Origin of the sequence: Prevotella illustrans (genome assembly GCF_017426725.1) — a bacterium.
GTDB lineage: Bacteria > Bacteroidota > Bacteroidia > Bacteroidales > Bacteroidaceae > Prevotella > Prevotella illustrans.
Genome location: NZ_JAERMS010000010.1, coordinates 40,237 through 55,214, shown reverse-complemented (window position 1 = coordinate 55,214; position 14,978 = coordinate 40,237). Strand labels below are relative to the sequence as shown.

Sequence of the window (14,978 nt, the reverse complement as noted above, 5' to 3'; positions counted from 1 at the left end):
GTAAGCAAGGGTTTGCTATTCGGATAGGGGCCTGTCGTGCTTCTCTGTCTATTTCCGCTTACGATATTTAACATGATAGAACGATGACATATACGATTGAAAAAATCACCACACTTGTCGGTGCGCGTCGTTTTGGACATAGAGACGCTAATATAGCCTTTTTGTTGACAGATAGCCGCTCTCTGTGTTTCCCCGAAGAAACTTTGTTTTTTGCGTTGACATCAGAACGTAATGACGGACATAATTATATAGCCGATCTTTATCGGCGTGGAGTGAGGAACTTTGTCGTAGAACAGGTTCCTCTTTCTTATGAAGTGAATTATCCGGAGGCTAATTTTCTGAGAGTAGCCGATACGCTGAAGGCTTTGCAACGGCTGGCCGAGCGTCATCGCGACGAGTATGATATCCCGATTGTAGGTATAACAGGGAGCAATGGTAAGACCGTCGTAAAGGAATGGCTCTACCAGTTGATTTCTCCGGATAAAATCGTTATCAGAAGTCCGCGTAGCTACAATTCACAGATTGGTGTGCCTTTGAGCGTCTGGCTGTTGAAGGAAGACACGCAGGTGGGCATATTTGAGGCAGGCATCAGCCGGCCCGGTGAAATGCCGGCCTTGCAGACAATCATTCAGCCGACAATCGGGGTGCTGACCAATGTGGGAAGTGCTCATCAGGAAAATTTTGCATCGAAAGAAGCCAAATGCAAAGAAAAACTGCGTTTGTTTTATGAATCGGATGTCATTGTCTATTGCATGGACGATGATACGATTCGTCGTTGTGTGTCGGAATCCACGCTGAAAGGCGAGTTGCTGGCGTGGTCGAGCAAGGACGATAAGGCACCTATGTATGTTCATATCCATATCGAAGGCTTGCGGACGGTGGTCGATTATACGTTTAAGAACCATCTTCGGGGGCAATACACCATTCCGTTCATTGACTCTGCCTCGATAGAGAACAGCGTGGTGGCCGCAACGGTAGCCCTGCAGTTGGATGTGACGCCCGACGTGCTGGCAGAACGGATGGCCCGATTGGAACCTGTTGCCATGCGATTAGAGGTAAAAGAAGGACAACACGGGTGTACTTTGATTAATGATAGTTATAATTCGGATATCAAGTCGCTCGATATCGCGCTCGATTTTATGAACCGCCGTCCTGATCATAAAGGCCGAAGGCGCACATTGATATTGAGCGATATCTATCAGAGTGGCCAATCGGGCGAAAGCCTGTATGGAGAAGTGAGCAAGCTGGCGATAGAACGAGGGGTCGAAAAGTTTATCGGTATCGGAGCGGATTTGTTTTCCCACGCCGATTTGATAAAGATAAGCGAGAAGTTCTTCTTCAAAACGGTTGAGAGTTTTCTGCAAAGTGAGGTCTTCCGTTCCTTGCGCGATGAGGTTATTTTAATCAAGGGCGCACGGCAGTTTGGCTTTGACCGGATAACAGAAAACTTGGTTCGTAAGGTGCATGAGACGGTCTTGGAGGTGAATCTCAATGCCGTGGTCGACAATCTGAACTATTATCGCGACATGATGAAGCCCGGAACCAAACTCGTTTGCATGATAAAAGCCGACGCTTACGGTGCCGGAAGCGTTGAGATAGCCAAAACCTTGCAGGATCATCAGGTAGACTATTTGGCCGTGGCCGTGGCCGACGAGGGCGTAACTCTGCGGAAAAACGGTATTACCGGTAATATCATGATCATGAATCCTGAGATGTCGGCCTTTAAAACGATGTTTGACTACGACCTTGAACCGGAAGTGTACAGCTTCCGATTGCTCGAAGCACTTGTGAAAGCGGCTGAGAAAGAAGGTGTCACGGATTATCCGGTGCATATTAAACTTGATACGGGCATGCATCGCTTAGGCTTTGATCCTAAGCACGACATGGAAGAGCTTATTCGAAGACTGAAACGTCAGAACGCCATTATTCCTCGCTCGGTGTTCAGTCATTTCGTTGGTAGCGATGATGATGGCTTCGACGCGTTCTCCACACGGCAGTTTGAACTTTTCGATCAAGGAAGCCGGCAACTCCAACAGGCTTTTAGTCATAACATACTGCGCCATATTGATAACTCTGCGGGCATTGAGCATTTCCCGGAGCGTCAGTTGGATATGTGTCGGCTGGGGCTGGGGCTTTATGGAATCAATCCGCGTAACAACCAAACAATACATACGATTTCGGCCTTGAAGACAACGATTTTGCAGTTGCGCCATGTTCCGGCAGGCGATAGTATAGGCTATAGCCGCCGTACGGTTTTAGACAAGGATAGCTTGATAGCAGCCATTCCTATCGGCTACGCCGACGGCCTGAACCGTAGATTGGGCAACCGCAAGGGCTATTGTCTGGTCAATGGCAAGCAAGCGCAGTATGTCGGTAACATCTGTATGGATGTCTGCATGATTGATGTCACGGGCATAGATTGTAAAGAAGGGGATATGGTCGAAATCTTTGGCCCGGAATTGCCCGTCACCGTCCTTAGTGATTTGCTGGAAACAATACCTTACGAAGTGATGACGGGGATAAGCAATCGTGTCAGGCGCGTGTATTATCAAGATTAAAAATATCAGTTGAGTATATGGCACAGGCTGTTGTGGCAGAGGGCGGTATAGGCAGAGACACGGTTGTATATGATGAAACTTTATTCTCAAAAATAAGCGATTATGGAAAATAAGGAACGATACAGCGAATTTGCACGCAAGATGATAGATGGCATGAAAATCGCGCGTCAGAAGATGATTCACGAGAAAGTGCTCAAAGGCGAAGACATCGTGATAGCCGATGAAAACGGGCTGGTTACGACTGTTTCTGCAAAGGAACTCGCAAAAAGTGAATGAAACAGGCTTTCGCCGCAATATCCCTTTTCGTCCCACGCTCCGCATCGTCCGAGAGCGTGGGACGGTTGTTTTCCCGCAAACCGCCGGCCGGGATTTTCCGTTTTTCGTCGTGTGGTCAATGTTGAAATGCTCTCTCGGGAGCAGAAAATCGCGATTTTTCTTCGGAAACAGCCGTCAGGAACTCAGAAACTGCAGGTTTTCGATGAAAACAGCCGTCGGGAACTCAGAAACTGCAGGTTTTTGACAAAAACAGCCGTCGGGAACTCAGAAACTGCGATTTTTCAGCAAAACTGCCTGTAGGGAGCCAATAAATCGCAGTTTATCAGTAATCTTTTAAACAAAAATCTATGGAAATCAAGACTATCAATAAGGCACAGCTCCAGAACATGGAGCACTTCCGGTTTGCCGCCCACGTGCCGGCGATGTGTGAGGAGGCGAACATCGAGAAACTCAAACCTGTGCTTGAAGCGCCACTACCAACTCTAAAGTATGGCGCGGACTGTGTTGTGAAACACGGCCCGCGCCTTTTTTTTGTTATTCGATAAAGCCTTGCCGGCGTAAGGCTTCTATCAGGTGTTTACTCATTGCGACGTTATCGTTTTTGGTGTAGCGAAGATCGGTGAATACTTGGGCGAGTGTTTCCTTATGGTTGATGTCAACAAAGTGTTGATTTTCGGGCAGTAATTCCTTCTCTTTATAGAAATCGTTAATCTTTTCAGCAGTATAGTCTTCGAATGTTTCCGTATGAACGATGGAACGCAAAGGAAGTCGGTCGGTAAGCGCGGGCTGCTCGGCCGGCCAACCGAGCGTGATGGTGGCTACAGGAAAAACAAGTTGAGGTAAATGGAGCGTGTCGATAATGGATTGCGCGTTGTAGAGGGTTGTGCCCAGGAAGCAGGTGCCAAGTCCCTTTTCTTCGGCCAGGTTGCAGAACGTTTGGGTGTAGAGCAGGGCGTCGGTGGCCGCGTTCAGGAAACTCAAAAAGTTATCATAGCCCGGGCTCGCATTTCTTTGGTTAGCCCATGCGGTCGTTCTGTGGAAGTCGGCGCAAATGGTAAGCACGACGGGTGCCGACACGACCATGGGTTGATTGAAGTGGGCCGGGGCCAAAGCGGCCTTACCTTCGGCACTACGCGTAATCACGACGCTGTAGAGTTGTAGATTGCCCATGGTGGGAGTGCGTTCCGCAATCTCAAGTAGTTGATGGAGCATGTCGTCCGAAACGTTTTGCTCTGTGTATTTTCTAATAGTTGTTCGTTTGATGATTGATTTCATAACGTTGGAGACTTTTTTTTTAAGTGCAAAGATAAAAATAGTTTCTTTTTCGGAAAGTTTTAACGATTACTTTTCCTAAATAAATTTCTCGTTAATAAGTAATATTAAAAAATAGTTGTAGTTTTGCACCAAATCAATCCATTTTACGTTTCATGGAAAATAGTAAAGCTTATTCCTATAATGAGGCCTTTGAGTCTGCGTTGAAGTATTTTGATGGCGACGAGTTGGCTGCCCGTGTATGGGTGAACAAGTATGCGATGAAGGATAGCTTCGGAAACATTTTTGAGAAGAATCCTGTTGAAACGCATTGGCGCATTGCCAATGAAATAGCCAGAATAGAGCAGAAGTATAAAAATCCGGTTTCCGCTCAACAAATATTTGAACTTTTGGATCATTTCCGTTATATTATACCTGCCGGCAGTCCGATGACCGGCATCGGGAATGATCACCAAGCAGCAAGTCTTAGTAATTGTTTTGTGATAGGGTTGGACGGCGACGCTGATTCTTACGGTGCTATCATGCGCATCGATGAAGAGCAAGTGCAGTTGATGAAGCGGCGTGGCGGTGTGGGGCATGATTTGAGTCATATTCGTCCTGCCGGAAGTCCTGTCAATAATTCCGCGCTGACCTCTACGGGCTTAGTTCCGTTTATGGAGCGCTACAGCAACTCTACGCGTGAAGTGGCACAGGACGGGCGTCGTGGGGCATTGATGTTGAGTGTCAGCATCCAACATCCTGACAGCGAGGCTTTTATTGACGCAAAGATGACGGAGGGCAAGGTGACGGGTGCCAATGTTTCGGTGAAGATAGATGACGCGTTTATGCAGGCTGTCGTTGAAGATTGGCCGTATATGCAGCAATATCCCGTCAATTCGGAACATCCTTTCGTGAAACGGACGGTTTCTGCTCGCGAACTTTGGGCGAAAATTGTTCACAACGCGTGGCAGAGTGCTGAACCCGGTGTGCTCTTTTGGGATACGATCTTGAAGGAAAGCATTCCTGATTGCTATGCCGATTTGGGCTTCCGCACGGTTAGCACCAATCCCTGTGGCGAGATACCGCTTTGTCCATACGACAGCTGCCGCCTGTTGAGCATTAATCTATATAGCTATGTGAATGATCCGTTTACCGATCATGCCTCTTTCGATTTCGATAAATTCAAAGAGCATGTGAAGTTGGCCCAGCGCATGATGGACGATATCGTGGATCTTGAAATGGAGAAAATCGATCTGATTATGCGCAAGATAGAGCAGGACCCACAGAGCGCTGAGGTGAAGAGTGTGGAATATCACCTGTGGGAAAAGATCAAGAAGAAGAGCGGACAGGGACGTCGTACCGGTGTGGGTATCACAGCCGAAGGTGACATGCTGGCCGCTTTGGGACTGCGTTATGGAACACAGGAAGCTACGGATTTCTCCGTTTTGGTACATCAGACCCTTGCGCTGAATGCTTATCGTTCCTCTGTGACGATGGCACAGGAACGTGGCGCTTTTGAAATATTCGACGCCAAGCGCGAAGAACATAATCCTTTCCTTTTGAGAATCAAAGCGGTTGATTCGCAACTCTATGACGATATCCGTCAATATGGACGTCGGAATATAGCCTGTCTGACGATTGCGCCGACCGGAACAACGTCGCTCATGACACAGACTACCAGCGGTATTGAACCAGTTTTCATGCCCGTATATAAACGTCGTCGCAAGGTGAATCCCAATGATGCGGATGTGCGTGTCGATTTTGTCGACGAGGTGGGCGATAGCTTCGAGGAATACATTGTTTATCATAGCAAGTTCTTAACATGGATGCAGGTAAACGGCTACGACGCGGATAAGAAATATAGTCAGGAAGAGATAGACGCGCTCGTCGAAAAATCGCCTTATCATAGAGCAACGGCTAATGATGTGGACTGGTTGATGAAGGTGAAGATGCAGGGCGCCATTCAGAAATGGGTGGATCATAGTATCAGTGTGACTGTGAATTTGCCCAATGATGTTGACGAGGCATTGGTCAATCGCCTGTATGTCGAGGCCTGGAAGAGCGGCTGCAAGGGCTGTACGATTTATAGAGACGGCAGTCGTTCGGGTGTCATGATACCCGTTTCAAAGAAGGGCAAGAAGAAAGAAGATGAGAAAAAGCCGGAACTTGCGCCATGCCACCATCCCGAAGTGACAGAGGTTCGTCCGAAAGAACTGGAATGTGACGTCGTTCGTTTCCAGAATAACAAGGAAAAGTGGGTGGCTTTTGTTGGTTTACTGAATGGCTATCCTTATGAAATCTTTACGGGTCTGCAGGATGATGAAGAAGGAATCATGCTGCCCAAGAGTGTCACAAAGGGCAAGATCATCAAACGGGTCAATGAAGATGGCACCAAACGCTATGATTTCCAGTTTGAAAATAAGCGCGGATATAAAACTACGGTTGAGGGATTGAGCGAGAAGTTTAATCCGGAGTATTGGAACTATGCTAAGCTAATTTCCGGTGTTTTGCGTTATCGCATGCCCATAGAGCATGTCATTAAGTTGGTTGGCCAGTTGCAGTTGCAGAGTGAAAATATCAATACATGGAAAATAGGTGTTGAGCGGGCGCTCAAGAAGTATGTGAGTGATGGCACGGCAGCCAAGGGACAGCAATGTCCGTCTTGCGGACAGGAGGCGTTGGTCTATCAAGAGGGCTGTCTGATTTGTACGAATTGCGGCGCAAGCCGTTGCGGATAAAAGTGGCGAAATATAGCAATGATTATCAAACAAAGTAAAATACTACTGTCTAACCTGCGGTTTCATGCCTTTCATGGCGTGATGCCGCAGGAGCGTTTGGTAGGTAACGACTATTCTGTCAGCCTCGAAATCGCTTATGATTTCATGCAGGCAATGGCAACCGATGATATTGAACACGCGTTGAATTACGCCGAAGTCTATCAGTTGGTCAGTGTGGAAATGCAGAGACCGGTCTGTTTGCTCGAGTGTTTGGCAGGGCGGATCGGTCAAAAACTGTTTGACTCGTTCCCCCAGATACAGGAACTTACGCTACGCGTCATGAAGTTAAATCCCCCGATGGGTGCTGATTGTGACGGTGCCGGTGTGGAAGTTCACTTAATAAATGATAAAACGGGAAGCTAATTTTCGGTTTTGTAATATATATTCTGTAATTTTGCCTTAATTTAGTAGGTGTATGATTGGCAAGAAAGTTTTCTTATTTACCCTAATTCTCTTGTTTGTTACCTTGTCGGTTTCGGCCGATAAGAAATTTGTTTTGGTTATCGACGCCGGCCATGGCGGTGTAGATAACGGGGCCATGGGCGCTTTTTCAAAAGAAAAAGATATTAATCTAAATATCGCGCTTGAGTTTGGCCGTTACGTGGAACAGAACAGCCCCGACGTAAAAGTCGTCTATACCCGCAAGACCGATGTTAAGATTGCCCTGAACGAACGCGCGAATATTGCCAATCGTGCCAATGCCGACTTGTTTATCTCCGTACATACCAATTCTCTTCCCGCGGGAAGGGTTGCCCGGGGATTCCAAACCTATACACTGGGAATGCATCGTGCGAAAGATAATTTAGATGTAGCGATTCGTGAAAACTCGGTTATCTCGCTGGAAAAGAATTACAAGCAGACCTATGCAGGCTTTGATCCCAAGTCTTCCGAAAGCTATATCATGTTTGAATTTATCCAAGGCAAGAATATGGAAAAGAGCGTAGAGCTGGCCCGGGATATTCAGAACAGTGTATGCAAAGAGGCAGGGCGTATCGATAAAGGAGTGCATCAAGCCGGTTTCCTCGTATTGCGCGAAACGTCAATGCCGAGCTGTTTGATAGAATTAGGCTTTATTACGTCATCTGAAGAGGAAACTTTCTTAAATAGTCCGGAAGGTATTCGCAAGATGGGACAGGCTATTTACCACGGATTCCTGCGCTATAAGAATAGATATTTTAATGGAATTGTTGTTCCTTATAAGGCCGAAACGGCAGAGACCGCTGAAATTCCGCAACTGATCAAGGACAACGACGGTAATCGTGGAGTGGGTAAAGACCGGGATTCTTCTTCGGCAAACAAGCCTTCGGCCCAAGTCGTAGAGGCAAAGCCCGCTCGTCAAGTGATTAAGGAAGAGCCCCAAACGGTGTCAACCGATCAGGCAAAGCCGATCTTCAAAATACAGATTCTCGTCACTTCCCGTAAGCTTCGGCCGGGCGATGGGCATTTTAAGCAGCTCGAACCGGTAGAGTGTTTTGAAGAGAATGGTATGAATAAGTACACTTATGGAGCTTCTGATAATTATAACGAAATCCATCAGTTACGTAAACAGATTCTTGATAAGTTTCCGGAAGCGTTTATTATCGCTTTCAAGAATGGAGAGAAAATTAGTGTAAATTCGGCTATTCAGGAGTTTAAGAAAAGCCGTTAGCAGATAAATAATATACAGAGCAATGACTAAAATTTTAACACGAGAAGTGAAAATAGCCATCGTGGCTACAGTGGGTATTGTCGTTCTTTTCTTTGGATTGAATTTTCTGAAAGGAATGTCTGTCTTCTCGAATGACAATATATATTATGTGAAGTTCAAGGACATCAGTGGTTTGTCGTCCTCAAATCCTATTTATGCGGACGGCTATCAAATTGGCGTGGTGAAAGGAATAGATTATGACTTGAAACGTCAGGATGATATCATTGTGCGGGTTCAGGTAGAGAAAGGTTTGCGCATACCGAAAGGAAGCAGCGCGGAGATCGTAAGCGACTTGATGGGCAATGTAAAGCTGAATATCTTGATGGCCAACGATCCTCGAAATCGGCTCGAGCCCGGCGACACATTGTGGGGCGTAGTTAATGGCGGTGCGCTTGGCAAGGTTGCCAATATCGTTCCCGAAGTGCAGAAAATGATGCCGAAACTCGATAGTATTCTTTCGAGTGTCAACCGGTTATTAGCCGATCCCGCCATCGCAGCTTCCTTGCACAATATCCGGGATGTGACAGGCGACCTGACAACGTCGACCCGCGAACTCAATCAGTTGCTGTCTTCGGTCAATCGCCAGGTGCCCGGCTTGATGCAAAAGGCCGACGGCGTATTGGAAAACACAACTCGACTGACGGCCAACTTGGCCCAGGTAGACGTTCAAGGGACCATGGATCAGGTGAATAAAACGCTCGCCAATGTTCAGGAATTTACAGACCGGTTGAATCATAATTCGGGAAGCCTGGGCCTTTTGATGCGTGATCCGGCCCTTTATAACAATCTGGCTGCGACGATGAAGAGTGCCGATTCCTTACTGATCAACGTGCGTGAGCATCCGAAGCGCTACGTCCATTTCTCTTTATTTGGCAAGAAAGACAGATAAGAAATTATTCCGCTTTTCTGTATTTTATCAACGGTTTTCCAAACGCTATGCTATTGCCATGCAAAAGGGCTGCTTTTACACGCTGAAAGCAGCCCTTTTACAAACCCACAGAATAGTCTTTCTATTTTAATACTTGCCCTTTTGTTGTAAAATAAATTAAGTCTAAATTATACGCGGCTGATGTTTCACGCCGCCAAGATTGTTGTTGTTGGGTTTATACTTGCGTGTTTAACGTTCCTTTTCCAATGTTTCACCGGTGGGGAAGAAGTTTGTTTCGTTTTTTGTAATCCGCTGATAAACAGGGCGTTGTAAATTTGCAATAGCCATTTTGAATTTTGTTTTCTTTTATTTTCGTAAAGTGCCTATTTATAGTCAGTTAGCGAAAGTTCTTAAAAAATATATAAAACGTTGATTTGCAACTTTCATATTTCTTTGTTAAATTTGCATTGTAATCTATAGCTGAAGGCTCAATTATGAGAGGGAATTAAGCACAGGCTGTTAGAGAAAGACATTAATAAAAAATTGTAATAGAACTATTAAATATGGTGCGTTCCAATACATGTTGGGACAATGCTCTTGCGCTCATCCGTGAGAACATTGGGATGGAACAGTTTAATACATGGTTTAAGCCAATTGTCTTCGATTCTTTCAATCAGGAGAAGAGGCAATTGTTGCTCAAGGTACCTAGTCCGTTTGTCTATGAGTATCTTGAGGCTAACTATCTGGACTTGTTGCGCAAGGTCTTACGTAAGACTTTTGGCGACGGAGTGCAGTTAGGCTATCGTGTCGTGACCGATAAGGAGCACAATTTGACGCAGGATCTTCAGGCAGATTCTGCAGATACAGATATCAAGCAGCGTGCGAAGGCGCGTGGCAACCAGCCTCCTTCCGTCTTGGACGCGGCCCGTCCACAGGAGATAGATTCACAGCTGAACCCTCATCAGACTTTCAAGAATTATATAGAAGGTGATTGCAATAAATTGCCACGCTCTGTCGGCCAGAGCATCGCTGAACATCCCAACAATAACCAGTTCAATCCGATGTTTATCTATGGGCCGAGTGGTTGCGGAAAGACCCACCTGATCAATGCCATAGGCGTGTATGCCAAGCAGTTGTATCCGCAGATGCGCGTGTTGTATATCAGCGCCCGCCTCTTTCAGGTGCAGTACACGAATGCCGTTTTACAGAATGCGGTCAACGATTTCATCAACTTCTATCAGACCATTGACATGCTGATAGTCGATGATATTCAAGAGTGGATGACGGCAACAAAGACTCAGGACACCTTCTTCCACATCTTTAATCATCTGTTCCGCAACGGTAAGCGCATCATATTGGCCAGCGATCGTCCTCCTGTTGATTTGAAAGGAATGAACGACCGTCTGCTGACACGCTTTTCATGTGGCTTGATAGCCGAGCTCGAAAAACCCAACGTAGAGCTTTGTGTGGCTATTCTGAACAACAAGATACGACGCGATGGCCTGCATATTCCCGAAGACGTGGTTAACTTTATAGCCTCTACAGCCAATGGAAGCGTTCGCGATTTGCAGGGTGTTGTCAACAGTTTGTTGGCTTATAGCGTAGTCTATAATTGCGAAGTGGATATGAAATTGGCTACCAGAGTTATCAAGCGGGCTGTGAAGATTGATGATAAGCCGCTGACGGTAGACGATATCATGGACACGGTTTGCAATCATTTCAATGTCACGACAACTGCCGTCAACAGCAAAAGTCGCAAACGCGATTTGGTCGTAGCGCGTCAGGTGTCGATGTATCTGGCCCAGAAGTATACCAAAATGCCTGCTTCGCGAATCGGGCGGCTTGTCGGTAACCGCGATCACTCTACCGTTATTCACAGTTGTACGCAGGTGGAGCAGAAGCTGAAGTACGACGCGGCGTTCCGGTCGGAGTTGGTTTCAATCGAAAACTCCTTTCATCTGAAATAAGTATTTTATGGTTTTAAATAGAAAAGCGTCAAAGTCTGAACAGACAATGACGCTTTTTTCATGTTGTTTTGATTATAGTTGCTGTTTCAAAGGCTTGGTGTGGGGGGGTCAGACGCAGTGTCTTTTACCCTGAAATGTCAGATATACCAGATAATAACCGTCTCCTTTAAATTTTATCGTCGTTTTTTCGGCCTCGTTGAGAGTGCCCTGCCATAGCTCATCGAATGGGAAAACGTTCCATACAAGTCCCTCGCTTTCGAGCTGTCGGCAGCCGAAATTGAAGATACTCATCTGCTGTCCAACGAAGGTTGTAAAGCTACTGGCTCCATCGGATGGAATAAAATAGCCCTCATCGGTTATCATCACCGGCTGAATGTTCATCTCCCGGTAATAGCGCATCATTAATGAAATATTTGCGAGGGTGTGATCTTCCCGTTTTCCGGTGGCGCCTAAAAAGGCAATGCGGCTTCCGGAGACAGTCGTTGGTTGCGCAATGTAGTGGCGTGTGGCCTTGGTCAGGTCGTTGCTGTCTTGTTCCTCGATTTGAATAAAATGCAGTTGAACTTTCAATTCTTCGCTCAGGCTGTCGCCATCGCCTATCACCGTGATTCCTGTCGGTTCAAAACCTTGATTTAACAGCGTCTTCGCGGCACCGTCGCAAGCAATGATGTGCCGGGCATGGCGCAGTATGTTCAGTGCCACATCGCCTTTGGGGAAGGCACCATCGGCCACGATGACCGTGTCGAAACGGCTCTCTGTGTTTATCTTCTCGTAATGTTTCATAATTGTTGTTTCATCATCTTTTGCCACTTGAAGTAGCCTGCCACGGCTATGATGACGTAAAGACCGTAGAGTCCGGCCTTAAAAGGAATGCCCTTGTTGATATAAAGATAGCAGCTAATCAGGTCGACGCCGATCCAGAAGAACCATTGTTCCATATACTTCCGTGCCAAAGCCCACAGCCCTACAAAGCTGAGGGCGTTGGTAAAGGCGTCGAGTAGGGGAACAGTGGAGTTGGTAAACTCGGTCAGAATCCAGTAGGTTACGCCCCAGGCGACGAAGAAGAATACCGTGGCGGGTAGGTAAAGGCGTTTGGGCATGTGACTGATGAGTAGCGCCTGGCCCTCCCGCTGCCCGCGTTTTCGTCCGAATTTCCAGACGGCATAGCCATAAATAGCGGCCAGCGTGTAATATACAGCCATACCCGCGTCGCCATAGAGGCCGTGACTGTAGTAGAGCCAGATGTCAAGCGCGGGCATGATGATGCCCACCAGCCATAAAAGAATGCTGGCTCGATATTCCAGCACGATGTAGGCAATGCCCAGTATCGTGGTCAGAATATCGAGCCAGTGGATTGATAGATAATCAATAATCATTAGAAAGTGATGCTTAAATGTGCCAAAAAGTTGATGGGTGCCTGCGGAGAGTAGGTAGCCCAGTTTGAGGTTTCTTTACCGTTGTCGTCATAGCCGGCACCGGCATAGCCGTTGGTGAAATACTTTTTGGAGAACAGGTTGTAGACCGTGGCCCCCACCGTAATGCTCTTCACCGATTTGAGCTTGAAGGTATAACTCACGTCGACGTTGCTTACGAAGTAGGCGTCCAATGTCAGATTCTTGTTGTCGTCATTGGTCATGTACTGTTTGCCGATGTATTGGCTTTGCAGTCCGGCCTCCAAGCCTTTGTAACTGAACGTGAAGATGTTGTTGAAGATAACGTCCGGCGAGAAGCTCAGGTGCGTCGTGCCGAACCGAACATCCTTTCCGTTGCCGTTCTTGACCGTCCAATCCTTGGCCCTATTCCTGCTGAAGGTGGCGTTGGCGTCCCATCTGAACCAGTCGGAAGGCTTCCACGCGCCTTGCAACTCTATGCCCTGACGATACGAATTGCCCACGTTGCGGTGGATCATCTCGCCGATGGCGTTGATTTCTCCGGTCAAAACGAACTGGTCCTTATAGCTCATGTGGTACAGGTTGACGCCCGCGCTCAGCGTCGCGCTCTGGTATTTGTAGCCCAGTTCCCAGTCTGTCATGCGCTCGGCCTTGGGCTTCGGTATATCATGGCCCTCGAAATCGTTGCGCGTAGGCTCACGGTGAGAGATGGCCAGCGAAGCGTAGACAGCGTGGTTGGGGTTGAACTGATAGTACAAACCGGCCTTGGGATTGAAGAAATCATACTTCTCATCGTAGAGCCAGCCGTTCTTTGCGGCGTTGGAATACTCGTCGTTGGGGTTCTGGATGCGGTAGCCGATGTGGCGATATTGCAAGTCTACGTAGGTGCTCAGCCCCTTCCAGAGGTCTACGTTCAGCTTTCCATAGACACTGTTCTCGCTTTTCACGGCTTTGTTGCGGTAGTATTCCTTGCCCGGGTAATTAGTGACGGTGGGATTGATAATGCTCAAGATGTTGCCGAAATGGCGTCCGCTGTACCGGTTGATGGCACCGCCCAGCGAGGCATGCCAGCGTCCTTGCTCATAGTTGAGCGAATAAACGCCGCCCACGAAGTCGTTGCGCAAGTTCTTGCGGCGTATCAAATCTGATTTCAGCTTACTGCCCGCAAAGCCGTACTTGGCCAGTTTTTGTCCCATCTTGTACTGCTCGTAATAGCCGAAACCGGCCGTATAGTGCAAGCCTACATTCAAGTTGAATCCTTGACCCAGTATCTGGTTCCAGATGAGTTGGTAGTTTTGCTGATGGTAGTTGTCCTTCTGATTGTTGTAATACCGTTTTTTTCCGTCGGCATCCGTATATTCTCCGCATGGGTTATAGCGTCTGCCATATTTCTTCATCTGCTCTTTGCTGGCATAGTCCCAGGCCATGTACGTCTTCTCTATGCCGTTGAAGGTCAGCAGTTTCACCATCGTGTTGGTGCCGGTGTAAGCGCCTTGCAGAAAGTAAGAGTTCAGATTGGTTGACGCTCGTTCGATGTAGCCGTCACTGCCAATGTTCGACAGGCGCCCGTTGAAGCTCCAGTGGTCGGCCATCAGGCCCGAACCGAAGAGCAGACTCTCCTTGTGCGTGCCGTAGCTGCCTGCCGACAAGTTGAGTCGGACGTAGGGTGTGAGCGAAGGAGCGTCGGTCTGCATGTTGACACTGGCACCGAAAGCCGCGCTGCCGTTGGTCGAACTGCCCACACCCCGCTGTATCTGAACGTCTTGTACGCTCGACATGAAGTCGCCCATGTTGACGAAGAACACTTGCGAACTCTCAGCGTCGTTGATGGGAATGCCGTTGGCGGTGAAGTTGATGCGGCTCGGATCGGTGCCACGCACCTTCAAACTGGAGTAACCAATGCCGTTTCCTGCGTCGCTGGTTGTCGTCACACTCGGCGTGAGCGACAGCAGGAAGGGAATATCATGACCGTGATTGATTTTGTTGATTTGCCGTTTGTCCATCGTGGAGAATGCCATTGGCGTCTTCTGTCCTGCACGAGTGGAAACGACCTGTACGTTTTGCAATTCGTAAGTCCTGAGCGTATCGAGCTTCTCTTCTGCGGCATTGGCTGCCAAAACTGTTGACGCAACCGCCAGAACCATGACCATTTTCTTCATTTCGTGTAAATCTTAATCATTAGTAAATGTAATAATCATCAGAA

Annotated in this window: 12 protein-coding genes; 8 read left to right on the top strand and 4 right to left on the bottom strand. The window is 47.5% G+C overall.

Annotation, left to right across the window (positions count from 1 at the left end):
- The first annotated feature begins 83 nt into the window (after window positions 1–83).
- The 3 genes from JHU38_RS05080 to JHU38_RS05070 all read left to right on the top strand — a co-directional run bounded on the left by JHU38_RS05080 (window position 84) and on the right by JHU38_RS05070 (window position 3,379).
- Window positions 84–2,558 (top strand): bifunctional UDP-N-acetylmuramoyl-tripeptide:D-alanyl-D-alanine ligase/alanine racemase, encoded by a 2,475-nt coding sequence (locus JHU38_RS05080; protein ID WP_107581121.1) that lies wholly within the window; start codon window positions 84–86, stop codon window positions 2,556–2,558.
- A 102-nt stretch (window positions 2,559–2,660) separates the two neighbouring features.
- On the top strand, window positions 2,661–2,834 hold the full coding sequence (locus tag JHU38_RS05075; RefSeq protein ID WP_107581120.1) for a histidine kinase: 174 nt from the start codon (window positions 2,661–2,663) through the stop codon (window positions 2,832–2,834).
- A 347-nt stretch (window positions 2,835–3,181) separates the two neighbouring features.
- On the top strand, window positions 3,182–3,379 hold the full coding sequence (locus JHU38_RS05070) for a hypothetical protein (RefSeq protein WP_199222638.1): 198 nt from the start codon (window positions 3,182–3,184) through the stop codon (window positions 3,377–3,379).
- On the opposite strand, the gene JHU38_RS05065 is transcribed toward JHU38_RS05070, so the two are convergent.
- Window positions 3,369–4,109 (bottom strand): nitroreductase family protein, encoded by a 741-nt coding sequence (locus JHU38_RS05065; protein ID WP_107581119.1) that lies wholly within the window; start codon window positions 4,107–4,109, stop codon window positions 3,369–3,371. The two genes, JHU38_RS05070 and JHU38_RS05065, sit on opposite strands and share 11 nt — an antisense overlap.
- 152 nt (window positions 4,110–4,261) lie before the next feature.
- On the opposite strand from JHU38_RS05065, the gene JHU38_RS05060 reads away from it, so the two are divergent.
- From JHU38_RS05060 to dnaA, 5 genes are all read left to right on the top strand, one after another.
- Window positions 4,262–6,823: an adenosylcobalamin-dependent ribonucleoside-diphosphate reductase gene (locus tag JHU38_RS05060; RefSeq protein ID WP_107581118.1), complete on the top strand. Its 2,562-nt coding sequence runs from the start codon at window positions 4,262–4,264 to the stop codon at window positions 6,821–6,823.
- 18 nt (window positions 6,824–6,841) lie between these two features.
- The gene (gene folB, locus JHU38_RS05055) at window positions 6,842–7,225 is read left to right on the top strand and encodes a dihydroneopterin aldolase (protein ID WP_107581117.1); all 384 of its coding nucleotides are present in this window, start codon (window positions 6,842–6,844) and stop codon (window positions 7,223–7,225) included.
- A gap of 52 nt (window positions 7,226–7,277) precedes the next feature.
- Window positions 7,278–8,510, top strand: coding sequence for an N-acetylmuramoyl-L-alanine amidase family protein (locus JHU38_RS05050; protein WP_107581116.1), 1,233 nt, complete (start codon window positions 7,278–7,280; stop codon window positions 8,508–8,510).
- Window positions 8,511–8,532: 22 nt separating this feature from the next.
- Window positions 8,533–9,438, top strand: coding sequence for an MlaD family protein (locus tag JHU38_RS05045; protein ID WP_107581115.1), 906 nt, complete (start codon window positions 8,533–8,535; stop codon window positions 9,436–9,438).
- Between the two features lie 542 nt (window positions 9,439–9,980).
- Window positions 9,981–11,384: a chromosomal replication initiator protein DnaA gene (gene dnaA / locus JHU38_RS05040; RefSeq protein ID WP_107581114.1), complete on the top strand. Its 1,404-nt coding sequence runs from the start codon at window positions 9,981–9,983 to the stop codon at window positions 11,382–11,384.
- A gap of 108 nt (window positions 11,385–11,492) precedes the next feature.
- Here the strand turns inward: dnaA and JHU38_RS05035 are convergent, their stop codons facing one another.
- From JHU38_RS05035 to JHU38_RS05025, 3 genes are read right to left on the bottom strand one after another with little or no spacing between them, the layout of a single operon-like run.
- A complete protein-coding gene (locus tag JHU38_RS05035) occupies window positions 11,493–12,167 on the bottom strand; it encodes a thiamine diphosphokinase (protein WP_107581113.1) in 675 nt (224 codons plus the stop codon).
- Window positions 12,164–12,760, bottom strand: a complete 597-nt coding sequence (gene pnuC / locus JHU38_RS05030) for a nicotinamide riboside transporter PnuC (protein ID WP_232369845.1) — start codon at window positions 12,758–12,760, stop codon at window positions 12,164–12,166. Before pnuC ends, JHU38_RS05035 begins: the two co-directional genes overlap by 4 nt.
- Window positions 12,760–14,934: a TonB-dependent receptor gene (locus JHU38_RS05025; protein WP_107581112.1), complete on the bottom strand. Its 2,175-nt coding sequence runs from the start codon at window positions 14,932–14,934 to the stop codon at window positions 12,760–12,762. Before JHU38_RS05025 ends, pnuC begins: the two co-directional genes overlap by 1 nt.
- Window positions 14,935–14,978 lie beyond the last annotated feature (44 nt).